We start from the raw sequence: 21,425 nt of genomic DNA, 5'->3' as shown, positions 1-21,425 counted from the left end.
ACCGTCTTGTCCATCGTTACTTGACCTCGGGCGGCGTCTCGAAGGTATGGAACGGCGCCGGCGACGGCACGGTCCATTCGAGCCCTTCGGCGCCTTCCCAGGGTTTGGCAGGCGCCGGTTCGCCCTTGCCGCGATAGCAGCGCAGCACGGCGTACAGGAAGATCAGCTGCGACAGGCCGAACCAGAACGCGCCGATGGTGGCGATCTGGTGGAAGGTCGTGAACTGCGCCGCGTAATCCACGTAGCGGCGCGGCATGCCGGCCAGCCCCATGAAGTGCATCGGGAAGAACGTCAGGTTGAACGACAGCATCGACGACCAGAAGTGCAGCTTGCCCAGGCGCTCGCTGTACATGCGGCCGGTCCATTTGGGCAGCCAGTAGTAGGTGCCCGCGAACAGCGCGAACAGCGAGCCGGCCACCAGCACGTAGTGGAAGTGCGCCACCACGTAGTAGGTGTCGTGCACCTGGATGTCGATCGGCGCCACCGACAGGATCAGGCCGGTGAAGCCGCCCATCGTGAACACGAAGATGAAGCCGATCGAAAACAGCATCGGCGTTTCGAAGGTCATGGAGCCGCGCCACATCGTGGCGACCCAGTTGAACACCTTCACGCCGGTCGGGATCGAGATCAGCATCGTGGCGTACATGAAGTACAGCTGGCCCGTCACGGGCATGCCGGTCGTGAACATGTGGTGGGCCCACACGATGAACGACAGCACGGCGATCGAGGCGGTCGCGTAGACCATCGAGGCGTAGCCGAACAGGCGCTTGCGCGCGAATGCCGGCACGATGGCGGACACGATCCCGAACGCCGGCAGGATCATGATGTAGACCTCGGGATGGCCGAAGAACCAGAACACGTGCTGGTACAGCACCGGGTCACCGCCGGCGGCCGCATTGAAGAAGCCGGTACCGAAGTGGCGGTCGGTCAGCACCATCGTGATGGCCGCGGCCAGCACGGGCATCACCGCGATCAGCAGGAAGGCCGTGATGAGCCAGGTCCAGCAGAACAGCGACATCTTCATGAGCGTGAGGCCGGGCGCGCGCATGTTGAGGATGGTCACGATGACGTTGATCGCGCCCATGATCGACGAGGCGCCCATGATGTGCATCGCGAAGATCGCGAGGTCCATCCCCGGGCCCATCTGCGCCGACAGCGGCGCGTACAGCGTCCAGCCCGCGGCGGTGGCGCCGCCCGGCACGAAGAACGAGGCGGTCAGCATGAGACCCGCCACCGGCAGCAGCCAGAAGCTGAAGTTGTTCATGCGCGCGAACGCCATGTCGGATGCGCCGATCTGCAGCGGGATCATCCAGTTGGCGAAGCCCACGAAGGCCGGCATGATCGCGCCGAACACCATGATCAGGCCGTGCATCGTGGTGAACTGATTGAACAGCTCGGGGCGGAAAAACTGCAGGCCGGGCTGGAACAGCTCGGTGCGCAGCAAGAGGGCGAGCGTGCCGCCCTCGAGCAGCATGACGAACGAGAAGATGAGATACATCGTCCCGATGTCTTTGTGATTGGTGGCAAACAGCCAGCGACGCCAGCCCGTAGGCATGTCGTGGTGATGGTCATCGTGACCGTGGCCGTGGCCCGGCGACACGTGGTCTACAGTGACGCTGCTCATGATCGACTCCTTCCTGCTGAAGCCGTCGGCCGGGAGCTCCCCGTGGCCGGCGGCGTATCTTTTGGTACGGAAACAGCTTCTGGAACAGCGCGCGCCTAGCGCGCGGCCGCGACATCCTTGGGCTGGACGATGGGGTCCTGACCCTTGCCCTCATTGCTCCAGGCATTGCGGGTGTAGGTGATGACAGCGGCGATCTCGACATCATTGAGCTGCCCGCCGAACGCGGCCATGGCCGTCCCGGGCTTGCCCTTGAGCACCACGTTGATCTGCTCGGCCTTGGGCCCGAGCACGACCTTGTCGCCGTCGAGCGGCGGGAAGGTTCCCGGCAGGCCTTTGCCGTTGGCCTGGTGACAGGCCACGCAGTTGCCCGCGAAGACTTTCTCACCACGCGCGATCAGCTCGGGACCGGTCCATTCCTTGTTGGGATCGTCGGCCTGAGCGGACATCAGCTTCTTCTGCTCGCCCGCCCATTTGTCGAAGTCTTCCTGGCTGCGCACGTCGACCACGATGGGCATGAACGCGTGATCCTTGCCACAGAGCTCGGCGCATTGGCCGCGGTACATGCCGACCTTTTGTGCGTTGAACCAGGTGTCGCGCAGGAAGCCCGGGATCGCGTCCTGCTTGACGCCCAGGTCGGGCACCATCCAGGAGTGGATCACGTCGCCGGCCGTCAGGACGATGCGTACCTTCTTGTCGACCGGCACCACGAGGGGATTGTCGACTTCCATCAGGTAGAACTCGCCCTTGGGCTCGCGATTTTCGATCTGCGCGCGCGGGGTGGAGAGATTGGACAGGAACTTGAGCCCGGCGGCATCGCCGTCGAGGTATTCGTAGCCCCACTTCCATTGGTAGCCCGTCACCTTGATGGTGAGATCGGGACTGGACGTGTCTTTCATGGCCACCACGGTCTTGGTGGCGGGCAGGGCCATGGCGATGACGATGAGAAACGGCACCACGGTCCAGGCGACTTCGACGCCGAGATGTTCGTGGAACGTGGCGGGCTTGGCCCCGCGCGACTTTCTGTGTGCCCAGATGGAGTAGAACATCACCCCGAACACACCGATGAAGATCACGATACAGATCGTGAGCATCATCCAATGCAGCCAGACGACATCGCGCGCGATCTGCGTGACGCCTTCATGCAAATTGAGTTGATTGACCCGCGGCCCCCCAGGCATGTCCTTCACCTGAGCGACCGCTGCGCTGCCCATCAGTAATGCACAAGCTCCCAGCAACCCTCTCCACTTCTTCATGCTTACCTCGAAACATGGCGCGGATGGCCCAATACCCAGCGCACGCCGTACGGGCCGCCGGAAGGCAGGGGAACGCGCAATTATTAGACGGTAGTCACGAAACAGGGGAAAGACGACCCTGTCGCTCCCACACAAGATTTCACAACGTAAACCGCGGAATTATAACGGAGACAAATCCTAATGGTCTTTATGATGATTGACGTCTAAGTCTCATTATCTCCCCTGCATATTCTGTTTTTTTGCCGCAGTGCCGTGCGGCACTGCACTAAAATCCGCACCATGTCCGAAGCCAACCAACCCGTCACTCTGGCACGTCTGCAGGCACTGTATACCCGTCTGCAGGACCTCGCCCAGCAACAACCGCCGGAGCTGGCCCGCCCGCTCTATATCGATGGCCACTGCTGCGGTTGGGCCACGCTCGCCGCCTGCGATGCATTGCGGCCCACCGGCCTGGCCCAGCTCGATGCCGATGCGCTGCGCATCGGCCCCGGCCTGCGCGCCGGTCCCGAACTCAACGCCGTGCTGGCCCAGGTGGCTCAGGTGTTGCGCGAAGCCCGCTGCCTGCGTGGCTGGCGCGACGAGCTGCTCGACGTCACCGCCGGCGAACATCATCTGGGCGTGATCGAACGCGCCGCCATGCGCCCGCTCGGGCTGGTCACGCGCGCCGTGCATCTGAATGCCTGGACGCCGGACGGCCGGCTCTGGATCGCGCGCCGGTCGCTCAGCAAATCCACCGACCCGGGCATGTGGGACACGCTGGTCGGCGGATTGGTCGGAAGCGGAGAGCCGCTCGATACCGCGCTGGTGCGCGAGTGCGGCGAAGAAGCCGGACTGGATCCGCATCAGCTCACGCGGCGCGGTCCGCTGCGCACGGTGCTGCGCATGCACCGCCGCCTGCCCGAGGGCTATCAGGTCGAAGACCTGCTCACGAGCAGCTGCGTGCTCAACGCCGGCACCGAACCCGCCAACCGCGACGGCGAGGTGATGGAGATCGCGGCCGTGTCCGAGGCGCGCGCGGTGCAGCTCATCGAAAGCAGCGAGATCACGCTCGAAGCCGCGCTCGTGATCGTCGAAGACATTCTGCACCGCCGCGCGCACGGACTGGCCTGACGCCCGTCAGTGCGAGTGGCGCGGGTCGCCGCGCGTCTCGATCACCTTGAGATACAGCGTGGCGGGCTCCAGGCAGCCGCCCGTCGAAAGCTGCCCGACGTTCTGCCGGTAGAGCTCCTGCCAGGGCGTCTGAGCGGGCGGAATGTCGATATGCATGTGTTCGCGGCGGCGCGCGAGCTCCTCGGCGTCGAGCTGCACGGTCACGCTGCGCTGGTTGAGGTCGACCCGGATCCGGTCGCCCGTGCGCAGCAGGGCCAGCCCGCCGCCCACCGCGGCCTCCGGCGACATATTCAGGATGGACGGACTGGCCGACGTGCCGCTCTGGCGGCCATCGCCCATGCAGGGCAGCGAATCGATGCCGCGCTTGATCAGGTGCCCCGGCGGCGCCATGTTCACGACTTCGGCGCTGCCGGGATAGCCGACGGTGCCGGCGCCGCGGATCACCAGGATGCAGTTTTCGTCGATATCGAGGGCGGGGTCCTCGATGCGTGCGTGATAGTCCTCCGGGCCGTCGAACACGATCGCGCGCGCCTCGAAGGCATTCTCGTCGCCCGGCGTGGACAGATACGCCCGGCGGAAATCTTCGCCCACCACCGACATCTTCATCACCGCGCTGTCAAAGAAGTTGCCCGAGAGCACGATGAAGCCGGCGCGGTCTTTCAGCGGCGCGCTGACCGGCTTGATGACCTTGGCATCGTGCGTGGGCGACGCCTCCGCGATCTCGCCGATGGTCTTGTCGCCGACCGTGCGGGCCGCGCCGTGCAGGCGCCCCACGCGATGCAGCTCGTGCAACACCGCGGGCACGCCGCCCGCGCGGTGAAAGCCTTCGCCCAGGTACTCGCCCGCCGGAATGCAATTCACCAGCAGCGGCACGTCTTCGCCCAGCCGCTGCCAATCGTCCAGACCGAGGTCGATGCCCATGTGGCGCGCGATGGCGATCAGATGGGGCGGGCAGTTGCTCGACGCGCCCAGCGCCGAGGCCACCACGATGGCGTTCTCGAATGCCTCGCGCGTCATGATGTGCGAGGGGCGGATGTCCTGGCGCACCAGTTCGCACGCGCGCTTGCCGGTGGCATACGCCATCTGCGCGCGCTCGCGATAGGGCGCGGGAATGCTGGCGCAGGTGGGCAACGACATGCCCAGCGCCTCCGCCAGCGAGTTCATCGAGAGCGCGGTCCCCATGGTGTTGCAGTGGCCCACCGACGGCGACGAGGCCGTTGCCAGCTCCATGAAGCCGTCGTAGTCGAGCTTGCCCGCCGCCATCAGGTTGCGCGCATGCCAGATCACGGTGCCCGAGCCTACCCGCTGGCCCTCGTGCCAGCCGTCGAGCATGGGTCCGCCGGACAGCACGATGGCGGGCAGGTCGACCGTCGCGGCCGCCATCAGGCAGGCGGGCGTGGTCTTGTCGCAGCCGGTCGTCAGCACCACGCCATCGAGCGGATAGCCATGCAGGATCTCGACCAGGCCGAGATAGGCCAGGTTGCGATCCAGTGCCGCCGTAGGGCGGCGACCCTGCTCGGCCAGCGGATGCACGGGGAATTCCATCGGAATGCCGCCGGCATCCCGAATGCCTTCGCGCACCCGGCGCGCCAGCTCCAGGTGGTGCCGATTACACGGCGCCAAATCGCTGCCCGTCTGGGCGATGCCGATGATGGGCCGGCCGGATTGCAGCTCGGCCCGGGTAAGACCGTAATTGAGCAATCGCTCCACATAGATCGCCGTCATGTCGGCGTGCGAAGGATCGTCGAACCATTTCTGGCTGCGCAGGCGCTTGGGGGTAGGCGTGTCTGACATGATGCGTTCCGGTACGGCAGTTGAACAGGCGGGCGCAGCAAGCGGCGCGCCCGCCCGGTGCGGCGATCAGCCGCGGGCCTTCTTGATTTCTTCGTTGAGCTCGCGCACGAGCTCGGGGCCGAGTTCCTGGGTGTATTTGTCGACCACCGGCTGAACCTTCTCGCGCATGCGCGCCACTTCTTCGGGGCTGGGGGTGTTGATCTTCATGCCCGACTTCTCGAGCACACCCATGGCCTTGGTGGAATCGGCGCGGCTGTCCTTGCGTTCGAAGTCACGCGAGTTGGCGGCCGCCTGACGGATCAGCTTTTGCTCCGCGGGATTGAGCGTGTCCCACCATTTCTTGGAGGCCAGCACGACCCAGGGCGTGTAGACGTGGCGCGTGAGCGTGAGGTACGGCTGCACCTCGTAGAACTTGCTGCTCTGGATCGTCGTGACCGGGTTTTCCTGGCCATCGACCGTGCGTGTTTCGAGCGCGGTGAAAAGCTCCGAGAACGGCATCGGCACCGCGTTGGCACCCAGCTGATTGAACACGCCCAGCGCGATCTGGTTCTGCATCACGCGCAGCTTGATGCCCTGCATGTCCTCGGCGCGCACGATCGGACGCTTGGAGTTGGTCATGTTGCGGAAGCCGTTTTCCCAGTAGACCAGACCCACCAGGCCTTTCTCCTCGAGCTTGCCGAGCAGGCGCGTGCCGAGCGGGCCGTCGAGCACGGCATCGGCCTCTTTCTCGCTTTCGAACAGGAACGGCAGATCGAAGATGCCGAAGTCCTTGACCATGCCGGCCAGCGGCGCGGTCGAGCCCACCATCATTTCCTGCGCGCCGCCCACGAGCGCGCTCTGCATCTGCTCGTCGGGGCCCAGACTGGCCGAGCCGAAGGTCTTCATTTTCATCTTGCCGCCCGACAGCTTCTCGAGCTCCTGGGCCAGATGGCGGGCCGCGCGGCCCTGTACGCTGTCGTCGTTCAGGCCATAGCCGAACCGGATCAGGCGCGGCTTGATGTCCTGCGCCCAGGCCGATCCGACCACGGTGCAGGCGGTGAGTGCGGCCACGGCGATCACGCCGGCCTTGAAGTGCTTGAACATGTCTGTCTCCTCGGGATGATGATGCGTGGTGTCGTTATGTGCAGCCTCAGTGCAGCCAGCGCGCTGGAACCGTGATGAGTTCCGGGAAGAGCACCAGCAACACCAGCAACAGGGTGTACGCCACCACGTAGCGCCACACCCCGCGGCATATCGTTTCCATATTGATGCGCGCGACGCCGCACACCACGTTGAGCACCGTGCCCACGGGCGGCGTGAGCAGGCCCACGCTGCCCACCATCACGAAGATCACGCCGAAGTACACGGGATCGATACCGGCCTTGATGACCACCGGCATCAGCACGGGGCCCAGGATCAGGATCGTGGGCGTCAGGTCCATCACGGTACCCACCAGCGTGAGCAGGATGAGCAGCGCGAACATCAGCAGCTTGGGCGAATCCATCACCGGATCGAGCAGCGCGATCAGATCCTGCGGCACGTCGGCCAGCGTGATCATGTACGACGAAACCATGGCCGCGGCCACCAGGAACATCACGACCGCCGTCGTGCGCGCCGCGCTCACGAAGAGCGGGTACAGATCGCGCACCTTGATCTCGCGATACACGAACAGACTGATCACCATGGCATACACCGCTGCCACCACCGCGGCTTCCGTCGGGGTGAAGATGCCGCCCCGCAGGCCACCGATGATGATGACGGGCAGCATCAGCGCCCAGAACGATTCGCGCAGGGCGCTCAGACGCGCGCTCCAGGGTTGGCGCGGCTCGGCATCCGACGGCCCGCTGCGCGCCGTCCAGGCCCACACGGTCATGAGGGTCAGCCCCATCATGATCCCGGGCGCGATCCCCGCGAAAAACAGCTTCGTGATCGAGACGTTGGTCGCCACGCCGAAGATGATGAAGGCGATCGACGGCGGAATGATGGGCGCGATGATGCCGCCTGCCGCGATGAGGCCCGACGACTGCGCGGCGCTGTAGCCCTTGCGACGCAGCATCGGGATCAACAGCGCGCTCAGCGCCGCGGCATCCGCCACGGCCGAGCCCGATAGCGACGCGAGCAGCACGCTGGCGAAGATCGCGACATACCCCAGCCCGCCGCGAATATGACCCACGAACATCGTGGCCAGATTCACGATGCGGCGCGAAATGCCGCCCGCGTTCATGATCTCGCCGGCCAGCATGAAGAGCGGAACGGCCATCAGCGTGAAGCTGTTGGCGCCGCTGAGCATGTTCTGCGCCAGGATCTGCGCGTCGAAGAAATTCAGCTGAATCATCAGCGCCATCGCCGATAGCAGCAGGGCGAAGGCGATCGGCATGCCCAGGACGATGAGTCCGAGCATGACTACCAAAAAGATTGTGAGTGTCATGGTGTAGGCGGCGGGGTTGCGCGAAGCCGGCTCAGGCCAGCGGATCGTCCTGCTCGGCATCGACGGGCACGGGGCCGCCCGCCAGCACGCTCAGGACGTCCAGGATGGTGAGCACCATCATGAACACGGCGGCGTAGAGCACGGCGGCGTTGAACACCGCGATGGGCAGGCCGGTGACCGGCAGGTCGGTGCTCATGCCGATCACGGTCTGCTGCCAGCCGCCGTCGATCATGAGCCACAGCGCCCACAGCACCAGCCCCTGACAGAACAGATGCGTGACGCGACGGGCCATCGGTCCGAAACGCTTGACCAGCATGTTCACGCCCAGATGGGCGCGCTCACGCAGCGCCAGCACCGCGCCCAGGAAGATCAGCCACACGAATGCCAGGCGAGACAGCTCGTCGGAGACGTTGATGCCGGAGTTGAAGACGTAGCGCAGCGTCACGTTGCCGAAGAGCAGCACCATCATGACGATCAGACAGGCCACCATCAGCCAGGTCTGCAGGGTGAAACTCCAGTGCGCGGCACGCGCGAGGCCCTCGCGCAGGGAGCCCGCGCGGGATGGAGGCTGATCAGGCCGCATGAGTGTCTCCGATTGATCTTTTTTTAAGCTTGTGCCAATGTTAGCGCTAACATTTTTGGCTTGTAAACCTAGTAAAGGCCCTAAGACGTGCCCGTGCCGCGAATTTGTTGCAGACTCGCGGTTTGCCCGTCTTCCCCACTTCCATGTCGTTACGCAAATCCCGAGGCGCCCACAGTGGCCGCGTCACGATGCAGGACGTGGCCCGCCGCGCGGGCGTGTCCGCCATCACCGTTTCCCGTGCCCTGCGCGACCCCGACAAGGTCGCGCCGGCCCTGCGCGAGCGCATCGAGGCGCTGTGCAATGAGATGGGCTATGTCGTGCACCACGCGGCCAGCGCGCTGGCCTCGGCGCGCTCGCGCATCATCGTCGCCTTGATTCCGTCGCTCTCGAACGTCGTGTTCGTCGATATCGTGGCCGGCATCAAAGAGCACCTCGACGCCAATGGCTACCACCTGCTGGTGGGCGTGACCGGCTACTCGCAGGACGCCGAAGAGGCGCTGCTACGCACCTATCTGCGCCACGCGCCCGACGGCATCATCCTGACGGGCATCGACCACAACCCCGGGGTCTGGGACCTGCTGCAAAGCCGCGGCATTCCGGCCGTCCACACGATCGAGACGCTACCCGCCGGCGAACCGGGCATGAGCGTGGGCTTCTCGCAATACGAGTCGGGCCATGCCGCCACCCGCCACCTGATCGAGCGCGGCTATCGCCGCATCGGCATCATCGGCGCGCAGCTGGATCCGCGGTCGCTGCGGCGCTGCGAGGGCGGGCGGCAGGCCCTGCGCGACGCGGATCTTTACGATCCCGCGCTCGAGATCATGACGCCGCAGAAGTCATCGATCGCGCTGGGCGCCGACCTGCTCGCGCAGCAGCTCACGCATCATCCCGACTGCGATGCGATCTTCTTCTGCAACGACGACCTGGCGCAGGGCGCGGTATTCCAGAGCGCACGGCTGGGCGTCGCGGTGCCGGGCAAGCTCGGGCTGGTGGGGTTCCATGATCTGGCGGGCAGCGCCTGGACCACGCCGCCGCTGTCGACGATTGCCACGCCGCGCTTCGACATCGGCGATACCGCCGCCACGCTGCTCACCCGTCATCTGGCGGGCGAGCCGATCGACGCTCCGCACATCGACCTCGGCTTCACGCTCGTGCGACGCCAGACCACCTGAGCAGTGGCCCGCGCTCAGATGCCCATGTCGGTGGTCGGGACGGTGCCGGGGGTCGAGGTGCCTGGCGTGGAGGTGCCGGACGTCGAGGTGCCGGGCGTCGATGCGCCGGGCGTGCCCGCGGCCGGTGTTCCGGCGGCCGGCGTTCCGGCGCCGGGCGCCGGCGGCAGCGGCGAAGCGGGGCCGTTGCGCGGGGGATAGACCTCGCCGGTTTCCGAAAACTGCTTCCAGACCTCGATGGCCCGCAGACGCTGACGCGCCACGACCTCGATGCGCTCGCGCAGGTCGGCGTCGTGTGCCAGGAGCGCATGAAAATCGCGCGACGACAGCATCAGGAGTTTGCTGTAGCCCAGCGAGGTCACGTTGGGCGTCAGCGCTTCTTTGCCCAGCAGGGCCAGCTCCCCAAAGAATTCGCCACTGCCCAGCTCGATGGTGGTGTTGTCGGGCAGGTGCACCGTTACCGCGCCCGACGCGACGAAACACATCTCCTCGCCCTGACGCCCGTAGCCGAGCACCGGCTGCTCGGGCAGCGCCAGGCGAGGCTTGAGCAGTTTGCAGATGGCGCGCAACGACTCCGCGCTCAGGCCTTCAAAAAGCGGCACGCGCTTGATGAGCTCGGCCGCGCCCAGCTCGATGTCCAGCGGCGGATGGCGGTCGATGTGCGCCCAGCGGCCCTTGAGCTGCTCGAGCAGATCGGCATAGACCTCGCCGCTGATCAGCGACTGGTCGAGCATGTCGCGGTAGCGATTGCGCTCGAGTTCGCGCGCCACGCGGCCGAGATAGCTCTCCTGCAACCAGAGGGCGTACGACGGATACTGGAGATTGAGCGCCTGCAGCGAGCTGTCGATCAGATCCAGGCGGCGCTGGTGCGCCGCCACGATGCGCGCGGCCGCGTCATCGCCCAGCAGCGGGCCGATCTGCTCGCGCGCGAATTGCATGAGCCGCTGCGCCACCGAGCGCTTGGTCTGCAGGTTGGCAAACCGCTGCGACAGCTCGCGCGCCAGCCAGCCCTGGAATCCGAACATATAGTGCACGCGCAGGGCGAGCCGGAACGCGCGCGAATAGCGCACGTCGGCCACAATGCCGCGCTCGAACCCTTCGATGCCGCCCTGGCGGATCGCGTCTTCGAGGCGTTCGGCACGCGCCAGCAAGGCTTCGGCCATGCGCCAATCGACGATCTGCGCCTTGAGAATGTCGAAGAACACTTCTTCTTCGCGCCGCGCCACGATCGCCAGGCCCACCGCGGTGCGCTGCTCGACGCTCATGCGGCCCACCTGACTGTCGTGCACGCTCGCCATGCTGGCGTCGAACACGGCGTGGATACGATCGCGCGCCTCGGTGCTGACGCGGTCTTCGGCGGCGATCTCGTCGGTCTTGCCCTGCAGGCTTTCGAGCGCCACGGCAAGCGCCTGGTTGCGGATCGTGCGCTCGACCGGCGAGAGTTCGTTAAGGCCCAGCACACGGATCAGCGGCCGCAGCGTGATGCCATTGATGAAGAGCGTGGCGAGCACGAAGCCCGTGGTGGCCACCGCGATGAACTGGCGCGCCTCTTCGGGCACCGACGCCTGCTCGGTGACGGCGAGCGCCAGCGCGAGCGACACGGCGCCGCGCAGGCCGCCCCACAGCATCACGGTCTTGTAGGGGTTGCTCACCTCCGCGCCGATCTTGAAGACGCGCAGGATCGGCAGCAGGCCGAACACCACCAGCGCACGCGCGAACAGCGTGGCGAAGAACACGACGACCACCAGCAGCAGCTCCTGCCAGTCGGCCGCCGCCATGAGCTTGGGGATCAGCATGGCCGCGAACACGAAGATCAGCGAGTTGGCCCAGAAGCCGAACTGCCCCCACGAACTGGCCAGGTATTCGAACGTGGTGGGCGACATGCGCGTGCGGCCGGTGGATCCCACCACCAGCCCGGCCACCACCGTCGCGACCACGCCCGACACGTTGAGATAGTGCTCGGAGATGAAGAAGGAGAGGTAGGCCAGGGTCAGGGTCAGCGTGATTTCCGCGGCCGGAAAGCCCCGCAGCCACATGAAGAGCGAGCACGCCAGCCGGCCCATCAGCCAGCCGGCAATGCCGCCCCCGATGAAGTGCACGACAAAATCGTTGAACACGGCCGAGAACGACAGCTCGCCACTGCCCGCGAGCGCGGCCAGCAGCACCGAATACAGCGCGATCGAGGCGGCGTCGTTGAACAGGCTCTCGCCCTCGACCAGCGTGGTCAGGCGCTTGGGCGCCCCCACGTCGCGAAAGATGCCGATGACCGCCGCCGGGTCGGTCGTCGCCACGATGGCGCCCAACAGCAGACACACGATCAGACCGTAATCCGACACCGCGTTCACCGTGAACCCGACCACCGCCGTGCACACGACGACGGCGACGATGGCCATCATGAGGATGGGGCCCACGTCGTTCATCAGCCGGCGCACGTTCATGGACAGCGCCGTCTCGAACAGCAGCACGGGCAGGAACACCATCAGGAAGGTTTCGGAAGAAATCTCGAAACGCTCGATGGTGTCGAGCAGGTCTCCGAGCACCGGCGGCGCCCAGCCATGCAGGTGGATGGCGATGCCGATCAGGCAGCCCACGATGGCCAGCAGCACGGAGTAGGGCAGCTTCAGGCGGCCGGCCAGGGGCGGCATGAAGCAGACCAGCGTGAGCAGGCCGGCAAGGCCAAAGACGATCAGACCAATATCCATGGGACTGCGAAACGCGTGCGCGGGCAACAAAGAGGCAAAGAGAATAGCGTCTTTTCCCCGCCATCCGCCTGAAAGCGTCGCACGTTTCGTTACGCATGGCTGCGCTCGCGGCACACCATGTGCCATCATTGTTCGCTACCGTGGCGTCAGCACCCCCAAATCGAGGAGCAACCCTTGTCCGTCCTGCCGAGTACCGAGCTCCCTTTGCGCTCGCCGCGCGCCGCCGACGCGCCGGTGCTGCTCGTCCAGCTCACCGATGCGCACCTGTTCGACGATCCCGATGCCCTGATGCTGGGCGTGAACACCGACGCCAGCCTGCGCGCCGTGCTGGCGCAGATCGCCGCCGACGGAGACGCCCCCGACCTGCTGCTGGCCACCGGCGACCTGTCGCAGGACGGCAGCCTCGCGTCATACGAACGCCTGCGCGGGCACCTCTCGGCCACCGGTTGGCCGGTGCGCTGCCTACCCGGCAATCACGATGCCCCCGACGTCCTGCGCCAGGCCCTTCCGGACTGGAGCGCGCCGATCACCGACATTGCCAACTGGCGCATCGTGACGCTCGATTCGACCGTGCCGGGCTCGGACGGCGGCCATCTCGACGCCGCGCAGCTCGCGCGCGTGAGCCAGGCCGTCGACGACGCAGAGGCCACCGGCCGCCATGTGCTGATCGCGCTGCATCACAACCTGGCCCAGGTCGATGCCAACTGGCATGACCCGATGATGGTCGACAATCCGCTGGATCTGTTCCGCCTGGTGGAGCGCTCGCCGCACGTGCGGGTGGTGATGTGGGGGCATGTGCACCAGGAGTTCGACTGCCGGCGCCACAACCTGCGCCTGCTCGCCACGCCGTCCACCTGCTTCCAGTTCACGATCCGCGACGGCCGTCACGCGATCGATCCTCAGCCCGCCGGCTACCGCTGGATCAAGCTGTACGGCGACGGCTCCTTCGCCACGGGCGTGCGGCGCCTCGACGCAGCCGCCTGGCAAACCGTGCGCCAGCCCGAGACCGACGCCCGCGCTGCCTGATTGCGCGCAAGCGGGCGCGGCCTTTCCGGGCCGCTACCCCACAGATCCCGAACCACCCTTATTGCGAGCGCCCAATCGACGCGCGGGGCCCGAAGGCCCCGCGTCGCGGTGGACACGTTGCGCGCGGCGCAACGCGTGAGAATAAAAAACGGGGCACCGATATGCGGAGGTGCCCCGTAAGCGTCCGTCTCATAGGGGAGGGGAAAGAGGAGAAGCCGAGACGGACGTCAAGACAGCGACCTGGAATGCACCAAAGTTGCGGCCTACGTAAGTTAGTCAGGCGCGGTGGCGCGAAGTTTCGCGAATTCGGGCTCCGGTCCGCACAAAGTTGTATTAATTCATGACACCGCGCCGCGGCCCGGACGCCAAAACAAACGCGCCGCATGAGCGGCGCGTTTTATGGGCACTAGCAGCGGTGTGTCAGGCCGGGACCAGCGAGCCACGCATCTTCTTGAGCGCGGCGGCCTCGATCTGGCGAATACGCTCGGCCGACACGCCGAATTCCTGCGCCAGCTCATGCAGCGTGGAACCGCCGTCGTCCTGCAGCCAGCGCGCCTCGACGATGCGACGCGAACGCGGATCGAGCGCCTCGAGCGCGCCGGCAAGGCCTTCGCCCTGCAGGTTGTCGTGCGCCTTGCGCGCCATGACGCGCGTGGGCTCGTCGCGGCCTTCGTCGGACAGATAGGCGATGGGCGCGTAGGCGTCATCGTCGTCGTCCTGGTTTTCGAGCGACATATCGCGGCCCGACAGGCGCACTTCCATCTCGCTGACGTCTTCGCGGCGCACGTTGAGCTGCTCGGCGATGTGGTCCACCTGATCGGGATCGAGCGTGTGGCCATCCGGGCGCATGCTGCGCAGATTGAAGAACAGCTTGCGCTGGGCCTTGGTCGTGGCGACCTTGACCATGCGCCAGTTGCGGATCACGTATTCGTGAATCTCGGCTTTGATCCAATGGACGGCGAACGACACCAGGCGCACACCGCGCTCGGGATCGAAACGCTTCACGGCCTTCATCAGGCCGACGTTGCCTTCCTGGATCAGGTCCGCGTGCGGCAGACCATAGCCCAGGTATTGGCGCGCCACGGAAACCACCAGGCGCAGGTGCGAAAGCACCAATTCCCGCGCGGCTTCGAGATCGTCGGTGTCGCGCAGACGGCGGGCCAACGCGGATTCCTGCTCGGCGCTCAGCACCGGCAGACGGTTGACCGTCGAAATATAGGCGTCGATGGTGCCCAGCGCACCGGGGTTGGCCACAGCCAAGGCCAACGCATTGCCGGAAAGGGCAGACGAACTGGCTTGCATCATGTTGGCGACCTCCAGGGTACGGGGAACAGACATAGGTTCATGTTAGCACTCCCATAACGAGAGTGCTAATTCGACTGCCGCAACGCAGCGGAGTTCCCGCCGGCGTCGCCCTGGAGGCGCGGATATACCTAGGTATAGATGCGTCCCCATATGATTTCCAGAGGGCAGTCGACCCTGGAATGCATCCGCCCCGAGGCACCCGCTCCGCGGCGCGCACGGGGTGCCCTGGGTGCGTTACCAACCGGCCTGCTTCAGGGCCTGCCGGGTGGCGTCGTCGGACGGGCGAATGAACAGCGCACCGCGCGGGTCGAACATCACCTCGTAGCGCGCGCCATCGAGCAGCGGCATGTAGGCGGCGCTGCCGAACTGCACGTCGACGAACGGCAACCAGTTCGGAATCAGACGCTTGACCGCGCCGATGTCGGGCGCGGGCCAGTCGTCCAGCACGTGCACCGAGCGCGTCGCGGTCTGCTCGCGGGCGGCATCTTCGTAGCGGCCGGACAGACGCTCGAGACGGTAGAGCGGCGGCGCGCCGGCCAGCAGGGCCGGCAGGCGCCAGCGCACCACCTTGGCATCGATCTGCCATTGATCGCCGAAGAGCGTGTAGGTCTTGCCGGTCAGGCCGGGCGACTGCGCGACGACGTCGTACTGGCCCTCGGCGAGCTTGCGCACCTGAACGGTCGCCACCGGAACGTCATCGGTGAGCCGGAAAAACTGCACCAGGGACAAGGCCAACAGGCCGGAGACGCAGCCCAGCGCGATCAGCACCAGACCGAACAGGCGGCGCACCGGGCGCAGACGAAATACCCGGCGGCCCATTTCGTCGCGCGGCCCGCCGCGCCCGAGCAAGAGCGGCAATCCGATCAGCAACACCACGACCGCCCCGAGGGCGATCCAAACAAACGGGGCAAACGCATCCATCAAAGACGAGGCTCCTTCCAGGCTCGACGGTCAGCCGCAGTATAGAAGCGCCTCCGCGCCGCGACCGCAAGTCCTGTGTTCCAGCTGAAACCGGATGTGTGCCACCCGGCTGCACGCGCGTGAGGGTACGCCTTATGTCCCAGCTGCAATTGCCATTCTTGGCGCTGTTTGGGTAGGACACATTCCCGCATCATGACTTCCATGCCCGGCGCATCGCCGCCGGACCTCCGACACCCAACCAGGAACCCCGTCATGTCGCAACGTTTGAACTATTACAAGCTCGCGCCCGATCTCGCCAAGCAATACACCGCGTTTCAGATGACGCTGAACAAGAACCCGATCGCACGCGAGCTCGGCGTGCTCGTGACCTTGCGCGCGTCCCAGATCAACGGCTGCGCGTTCTGCGTGGACATGCACGTGAAAGAAGGCAAGCTGCATGGCGAACGCGAACTGCGCCTGCACCATGTCGCGATCTGGCGCGAGTCGACTCTGTTCTCGCCGCGCGAACGCGCAGCGCTGGCCTGGACCGAAGTGCTGACGAAGCTGCCCGCCCATGGCGTGTCAGACGCGGACTTCACGGCCGCCCGCGAACACTTCTCCGAAGAAGAACTGAGCGCGCTGAGCTTTCTGGTCGTGGCGATCAATGGCTGGAACCGTCTGAGCGTGGCGTTCCTGCCGGTGCCGGGCTCGCTCGATGCCGAGTACGGCCTGGACAAGGCGGGGCTGGTCTGACCGGCCGCACCTGGCCGGCCGCCCGCACCCCTACACCACCTCGGGGCGGAGCAGCAGCCGCATGCGCGCCGCCAGGGCATCGGCCTGCTCGCGATCAGCGACGTTGGTAAAGCTCATCAAGAGGCCCAACGGCGCGCCGGGCAGGCTCGACCAGCTCGATAAGGGCTGCGCATACAGCCCGGCCTCGCGCAGTCGCAGAGCCAGCGCGCGGTCGTCGTAGCCCGCCGGCAGGCGCAGCACCATGTGCATGCCGCCAGGCTGCGGCTCCACCCGCAAGCCCAACCCCGGGCCGAGCGCGGCGTCCAGCGCCGCGGCCATGTCGCTGCGGCGCTGTGTATATAGCCGCCGCATGCGTTGAATGTGTCGCGCGAAGTGCCCCTCGCTCATGAACAGCGCCAGCGTGGCCTGCGTCAGCCACGGCGCGCCGGCGCCCAGCAGCGCATGCACGCGTTCCACGCGCGGCACCAGCGCGGGCGGCACGACGAGGTACGAAAGCCGCAGGCCAGGGAACAACACCTTCGAGAACGTGCCCGCGTACAGCACTCTGCCGGCCGTATCGCGGCTGGCGAGCGCGGGCAGGGGCCGGCTCACGTAGCGATACTCGCCGTCGTAATCGTCTTCGACGATCCAGCGTTCGCCCTCGGCCGCCCAGGCCAGCAGCGCCTGCCGGCGCGCGGGCGACAAGGTGAGGGATAGCGGGCTTTGATGCGCAGGCGTCACCACGGCCGCGCGCGCTTGCGGCGCGAGGACCTGGCCGGCGGCCACGTCGAGCCCTTGCTCATCCACCGGCACCGCGCGCCAGTCCATGCCGAATTGCGCGAGCAACGCGCGGGTGGGCGGATAACCCGGATCCTCGACCCACACGGCATCCTGCGGGCTCAGGACCGCACTCGTCGCCACCTGCATGCTCTGGTGATAGCCCGAGGTGATGAACACCTGCGACGGCGTGCAATGCAGGCCGCGTGATACTTGCAGATAGGCCGCCGTGGTCTCGCGCAAGGCGTCCAGACCGGCCGTGGCGGGATACGACAGATCGTGGAGGCGCATGCCGCGCAGACACCGCGCCCCGAGCCGGGCCCACAGTTTGCGCGGCACGGCATCGAGCGCGGGCAGGCCCATCTGCAGCGGCATGGGCGTCTTGGGCCGCGGCCACATGGGCAGATCGGATTCGAGCGCCGCGTCGCTGCCGGGCGCGGGGCATCCCGGCGCAGGCTCGGCCTCACGCGGCCCGGCCGGCCGCGGCCCGGCCTGCCGCCGCGTCGCCAACCCGGGCGTCACCACGGTGCCGGCCTGTCCGCGCGATTGAATCCAGCCTTCGCCATTGAGCACGGCATAGGCGGTCTCGACCGTGCCACGCGCGATGCCGAGTTCCTTGGCCAGGGCGCGAACCGACGGCACCCGGTCGCCGGGCTTGAGCGTGCCCGACTCGATGCCATTGCGCACCTGCCAATAGATCTGGCGGTAGATCGGCGGATCCCCGGCGGTGGTCGCGGGGTCGGTGGGGGAGGAATCGATCGTCACGGCAGCGGATCCGCAAAAAGACCGGGCGAACGGCAAAACATGTCCCAGTCAAAAACACCGAATATGGCACTTCGGATTATGTCATGCCCTCCGTAGGATAACGACATGCCCGAGCCCTGCGATACGGCTGGCCGACTCACTCTTTTCTTACGCACCATGTCCACCTCACCCCGCTTGCTGCACGCCACCACCGACGCGGAATTGCAGGCCTGCTTCGGCCTGATGCGCGAACTGCGTCCTCACCTCGACCGTCCCGACGATTTCGTGACGCGCTGCCGCCGCCAGCAGGCGCAGGACTGGCATCTCCTCGCCGCCTGGGAAGATGACACGCCGGTCGCGCTGGCGGGTTACCGTTTCCAGGAAAACATGATCTACGGGCCCTTCGTCTATGTCGACGATCTCGTCGTGAGCGCGCCGCAACGGGGCACGGGGTGGGGCGCCACGCTGCTCACCGAGGTCGCCCGCATCGCCCGCGAATACGCCTGCGCCCGGCTGGTGCTCGACACCGGCCTGGCCAACAGCCTCGCACAACGTTTTTACTTCCGTCAGGGCCTGCTCACCAGCGCCATCCGCTTCGGCCAAGACCTCTAACGAACTCCGCCACCATGAATATTCTTCGACTCCTGTGCAGCGCCCGCGGTGCCGACTCCGAAAGCCGCTCGCTCTCCGATCAGATTCTCGAGCACCTCACGCGCCGCCACGCCGGCACGCCGCTGTCGATCACCGACTTCGACACCAACAGCCTGCTGCATGTGGATGGCGGCTATGCGCGGGCGCTGGCATCGCTCAACGATCCGGACACGCCGACCGGCGCGCTCGCCGTGTCGGATCAATTGATCGCGGCGCTGCGCGCGGCGGACGTCCTGGTGATCGCCACGCCGATGCACAACTTCACGGTGCCTTCCGCGCTCAAGGCCTGGATCGATCATGTGCTGCGCGTGCGCCATACCTTTACGATCGAGCCGCATGGCAAGGTCGGCGCGCTGCGCGATCGGCCTGTCTATATCGCCATATCGTCGGGCGGTCTGTTTTCCGGCCCGCTCGCGCGCCAGCCGGACTTTCTCACGCCGTATCTGCGCCATGCGCTGGCCACGATGGGCCTGCACGACGTGCACCTGTTCAGTGTCGAAGGCACGGCGCGCGGCCCCGAGCCGCTCGCCGCGGCGCGCATGCATGGTCACGACCAGGTGCGCGCGCACTTCGCGTGCGCCTGAACCGCAGGGTTTAAGCACGGCACAAAGCAAGACGGCGCGCCCCGCATTGGGACGCGCCGTCTTTTCTTCGCGTGTTGGCCGCGTCTTACTTCAGTCGTTCGGCGTGGAACGCCAGATGGTCGGCCATGAAGGTCGAGATGAAGTAATAGCCGTGGTCATAGCCCTCGTGGCGGCGCAGCGTGAGCGGCTGGCCCGCGGCGCGGCAGGCTTCCTCGAACACATCGGGATTGAGCTGCTCGGCCAGGAAATTGTCGGCCAGCCCCTGATCGATCAGGATGCCTTGCGGATAGGGCGCCGCGCTTTGCTTGCGCATGAGTTCGCTGGCGTCGTGCTCGGCCCACGCGGCGCGGTCTTCACCCAGATAGCCGGCAAACGCCTTGTGGCCCCAGGGGCAGCGCGTGGGTGCGGCGATCGGCGCACAGGCCGACACGCTGCGCCAACGGCCCGGATGACGCTGCGCCAGCACCAGCGCGCCGTGTCCGCCCATCGAGTGACCGAACAGACCGGCACGGCTCAGATCGGCGGGAAACTCCCGGCCGATCAGGTCGAACAACTCACGCGCCACATAGCTTTCCATGCGGTAGTGCGTCGACCAGGGTGCTTGCGTGGCATCGAGATAGAAGCCGGCACCGGTGCCGAAGTCCCAGTCCTGGTCTTCGCCGGGCACACCGGCGCCGCGCGGACTCGTATCCGGCGTCACGAGCATCAGGCCCAGCTCGGCCGCGAGGCGCTGCGCGCCCGCCTTGATCATGAAGGTCTCTTCGGTGCAGGTCAGGCCGGCCAGGAAAAACAGCACCGGCACGGGGCCGTGCTCGGCCTGCGGCGGCACGAATACGGAGAAGCGCATGGGCAGTCCGATTTCGGCCGAATCGTGCCGGTAATAGCCCTGCCAGCCGCCAAAGGCACGGTGGTGCGAAAGTCGTTCGGTCGCGGCGGTCATGGCATTCCTCCTAGGTGTATCTGCGGGGTACTGAAAAACGGTTCCCGATGTTAACCTGCGATGACGGTTACTCATTCGACCCCCGATTCGGGTCAACCGGGCTTGACCGCCGACCACGCCGGCACTATTTATAGTGTGTGTGCAATCTACTGAGCTTGCTACCCGCAAGTCCCGACTATGGCCCGACTGCCCCGCTTGTATGCCCCTGGGCTGCCCCAACTGGTGCAGGCCAATTTCGTACAGTCGCTGGCCGCGCCATCGCAGCCAGCGCCCGGCGACATCCTGAACCAACTGGCAGGCTGGCTCGGCGAGTCGGCACAGCGCCACAAGGTCGCGGTTCATGGCTGGGTACTCGCCAACGACCGCATTCTGCTGCTCGCCACCCCGGCCGACGAAGAAGGCCTGCCCCGGCTGATGCAAACGCTGGGCCGCAATCTCGCGGCGCGGCTGCGCGGCGGGCGCGTCTTCGCGGGCCGCTACCGCTCGGCCCTGCTGGAGCCGGGCGTGTGGGTCCTGCCGGCGCTGGTCTGGCTCGAAACCTACCCGGTGCGCAGCGGGGCGTCGGTCGATCCCGATTCCTGGCCGTGGTCATCGGCCGCCAGCCACACCGGCAACACCTCGGTCCCGCCCACGCAATGGCAGTCCGATCACGCCGATTACTGGGCCTGCGGCAACACCCCGTTCGATCGCCAGGCCAATTACCGCAAGCGGCTTCAAGACGGCCTTTCGCGGGATCAGTCGCAGCGCATCGAACAGGCGGTGTCGGGCCAATGGGCCCTGGGTGGCACTGATTTCATCGCGAGCCTGGCCCATACCGCCAGCCGCCGTGTCGCGCCAGGCCAGCGTGGCCGCCCGCGCAAAAAGCCGGCCACCGGCCACGAGCAGCCTGATATGTCCCCCGAGCCCGCCGCCGCGCGCGGTCTCGATCGCCCCGGCACCGAGCCGCCCGTGGCGCCCACCGATGGTGGCGCCGGCCCTCACGGCAGCGGCGGCGCGTCCCGCTGAGCTTTGGCCCCCGTTGTGCTTGCAGACCCGGCCTCGCGCCGGGTCTTTGCTTTGGTACTGTTGCTTTTTACAATTTTCGCGGGCTAAAAACGTCCCATCAAACGGGGACGCATAACGGC

The 21,425-nt window shown here is 66.4% G+C and carries 18 protein-coding genes; 7 read left to right on the top strand and 11 right to left on the bottom strand.

Annotation, left to right across the window (positions count from 1 at the left end; genetic code table 11):
• Positions 1 to 16: 16 nt before the first annotated feature.
• A complete protein-coding gene (gene ctaD / locus CEK29_RS00390; RefSeq protein ID WP_094798243.1) occupies positions 17 to 1,624 on the bottom strand; it encodes a cytochrome c oxidase subunit I in 1,608 nt (535 codons plus the stop codon).
• A gap of 95 nt (positions 1,625 to 1,719) precedes the next feature.
• Positions 1,720 to 2,877 (bottom strand): cytochrome c oxidase subunit II, encoded by a 1,158-nt coding sequence (gene coxB, locus CEK29_RS00385; protein ID WP_094798242.1) that lies wholly within the window; start codon positions 2,875 to 2,877, stop codon positions 1,720 to 1,722.
• 279 nt (positions 2,878 to 3,156) lie between these two features.
• Between coxB and CEK29_RS00380 the strand changes: the two genes are divergently transcribed.
• On the top strand, positions 3,157 to 3,987 hold the full coding sequence (locus tag CEK29_RS00380; protein ID WP_094857042.1) for an NUDIX hydrolase: 831 nt from the start codon (positions 3,157 to 3,159) through the stop codon (positions 3,985 to 3,987).
• Between the two features lie 6 nt (positions 3,988 to 3,993).
• On the opposite strand, the gene CEK29_RS00375 is transcribed toward CEK29_RS00380, so the two are convergent.
• The 4 genes from CEK29_RS00375 to CEK29_RS00360 form a co-directional block, all read right to left on the bottom strand.
• A complete protein-coding gene (locus tag CEK29_RS00375) occupies positions 3,994 to 5,781 on the bottom strand; it encodes an IlvD/Edd family dehydratase (RefSeq protein ID WP_094857041.1) in 1,788 nt (595 codons plus the stop codon).
• A 66-nt stretch (positions 5,782 to 5,847) separates the two neighbouring features.
• Entirely contained in the window at positions 5,848 to 6,864 is a 1,017-nt protein-coding gene (locus CEK29_RS00370) for a TRAP transporter substrate-binding protein (protein ID WP_094857040.1), read from the bottom strand.
• Between the two features lie 46 nt (positions 6,865 to 6,910).
• Positions 6,911 to 8,188, bottom strand: coding sequence for a TRAP transporter large permease (locus tag CEK29_RS00365; protein WP_094857039.1), 1,278 nt, complete (start codon positions 8,186 to 8,188; stop codon positions 6,911 to 6,913).
• Between the two features lie 31 nt (positions 8,189 to 8,219).
• A complete protein-coding gene (locus CEK29_RS00360; protein WP_249278910.1) occupies positions 8,220 to 8,771 on the bottom strand; it encodes a TRAP transporter small permease in 552 nt (183 codons plus the stop codon).
• A 143-nt stretch (positions 8,772 to 8,914) separates the two neighbouring features.
• Here CEK29_RS00360 and CEK29_RS00355 point away from each other — a divergent pair, with 143 nt between their 5' ends.
• A complete protein-coding gene (locus CEK29_RS00355) occupies positions 8,915 to 9,943 on the top strand; it encodes a substrate-binding domain-containing protein (protein WP_094798237.1) in 1,029 nt (342 codons plus the stop codon).
• 14 nt (positions 9,944 to 9,957) lie between these two features.
• Here CEK29_RS00355 and CEK29_RS00350 read toward each other — a convergent pair whose 3' ends face one another.
• Positions 9,958 to 12,642, bottom strand: a complete 2,685-nt coding sequence (locus CEK29_RS00350) for a cation:proton antiporter (protein WP_094857038.1) — start codon at positions 12,640 to 12,642, stop codon at positions 9,958 to 9,960.
• A 174-nt stretch (positions 12,643 to 12,816) separates the two neighbouring features.
• Here CEK29_RS00350 and CEK29_RS00345 point away from each other — a divergent pair, with 174 nt between their 5' ends.
• Positions 12,817 to 13,668: a phosphodiesterase gene (locus CEK29_RS00345; RefSeq protein WP_249278909.1), complete on the top strand. Its 852-nt coding sequence runs from the start codon at positions 12,817 to 12,819 to the stop codon at positions 13,666 to 13,668.
• Between the two features lie 420 nt (positions 13,669 to 14,088).
• Here the strand turns inward: CEK29_RS00345 and rpoH are convergent, their stop codons facing one another.
• Together rpoH and CEK29_RS00335 are read right to left on the bottom strand one after the other, a co-directional pair.
• On the bottom strand, positions 14,089 to 14,973 hold the full coding sequence (gene rpoH / locus CEK29_RS00340) for an RNA polymerase sigma factor RpoH (protein ID WP_094857037.1): 885 nt from the start codon (positions 14,971 to 14,973) through the stop codon (positions 14,089 to 14,091).
• 234 nt (positions 14,974 to 15,207) lie between these two features.
• Positions 15,208 to 15,897, bottom strand: a complete 690-nt coding sequence (locus CEK29_RS00335) for a hypothetical protein (RefSeq protein WP_094857036.1) — start codon at positions 15,895 to 15,897, stop codon at positions 15,208 to 15,210.
• Positions 15,898 to 16,146: 249 nt separating this feature from the next.
• On the opposite strand from CEK29_RS00335, the gene CEK29_RS00330 reads away from it, so the two are divergent.
• Positions 16,147 to 16,626, top strand: coding sequence for a carboxymuconolactone decarboxylase family protein (locus CEK29_RS00330; RefSeq protein WP_094798232.1), 480 nt, complete (start codon positions 16,147 to 16,149; stop codon positions 16,624 to 16,626).
• Between the two features lie 30 nt (positions 16,627 to 16,656).
• Here the strand turns inward: CEK29_RS00330 and pdxR are convergent, their stop codons facing one another.
• Positions 16,657 to 18,147: a MocR-like pyridoxine biosynthesis transcription factor PdxR gene (pdxR, locus tag CEK29_RS00325; RefSeq protein WP_176456811.1), complete on the bottom strand. Its 1,491-nt coding sequence runs from the start codon at positions 18,145 to 18,147 to the stop codon at positions 16,657 to 16,659.
• A gap of 156 nt (positions 18,148 to 18,303) precedes the next feature.
• Between pdxR and CEK29_RS00320 the strand changes: the two genes are divergently transcribed.
• Together CEK29_RS00320 and CEK29_RS00315 are read left to right on the top strand one after the other, a co-directional pair.
• Positions 18,304 to 18,738 (top strand): GNAT family N-acetyltransferase, encoded by a 435-nt coding sequence (locus CEK29_RS00320; RefSeq protein ID WP_094857034.1) that lies wholly within the window; start codon positions 18,304 to 18,306, stop codon positions 18,736 to 18,738.
• A 14-nt stretch (positions 18,739 to 18,752) separates the two neighbouring features.
• Positions 18,753 to 19,361, top strand: coding sequence for an FMN-dependent NADH-azoreductase (locus CEK29_RS00315; protein ID WP_094798229.1), 609 nt, complete (start codon positions 18,753 to 18,755; stop codon positions 19,359 to 19,361).
• Positions 19,362 to 19,446: 85 nt separating this feature from the next.
• On the opposite strand, the gene fghA is transcribed toward CEK29_RS00315, so the two are convergent.
• On the bottom strand, positions 19,447 to 20,301 hold the full coding sequence (fghA, locus tag CEK29_RS00310) for an S-formylglutathione hydrolase (protein ID WP_094857033.1): 855 nt from the start codon (positions 20,299 to 20,301) through the stop codon (positions 19,447 to 19,449).
• Between the two features lie 177 nt (positions 20,302 to 20,478).
• Here fghA and CEK29_RS00305 point away from each other — a divergent pair, with 177 nt between their 5' ends.
• Entirely contained in the window at positions 20,479 to 21,306 is an 828-nt protein-coding gene (locus CEK29_RS00305; protein ID WP_255176028.1) for a hypothetical protein, read from the top strand.
• Positions 21,307 to 21,425 lie beyond the last annotated feature (119 nt).

The organism is Bordetella genomosp. 5 (genome assembly GCF_002261475.1).
Taxonomy (GTDB): Bacteria; Pseudomonadota; Gammaproteobacteria; order Burkholderiales; family Burkholderiaceae_B; genus Bordetella.
This window is presented reverse-complemented; position numbering and strand designations above follow the sequence as displayed.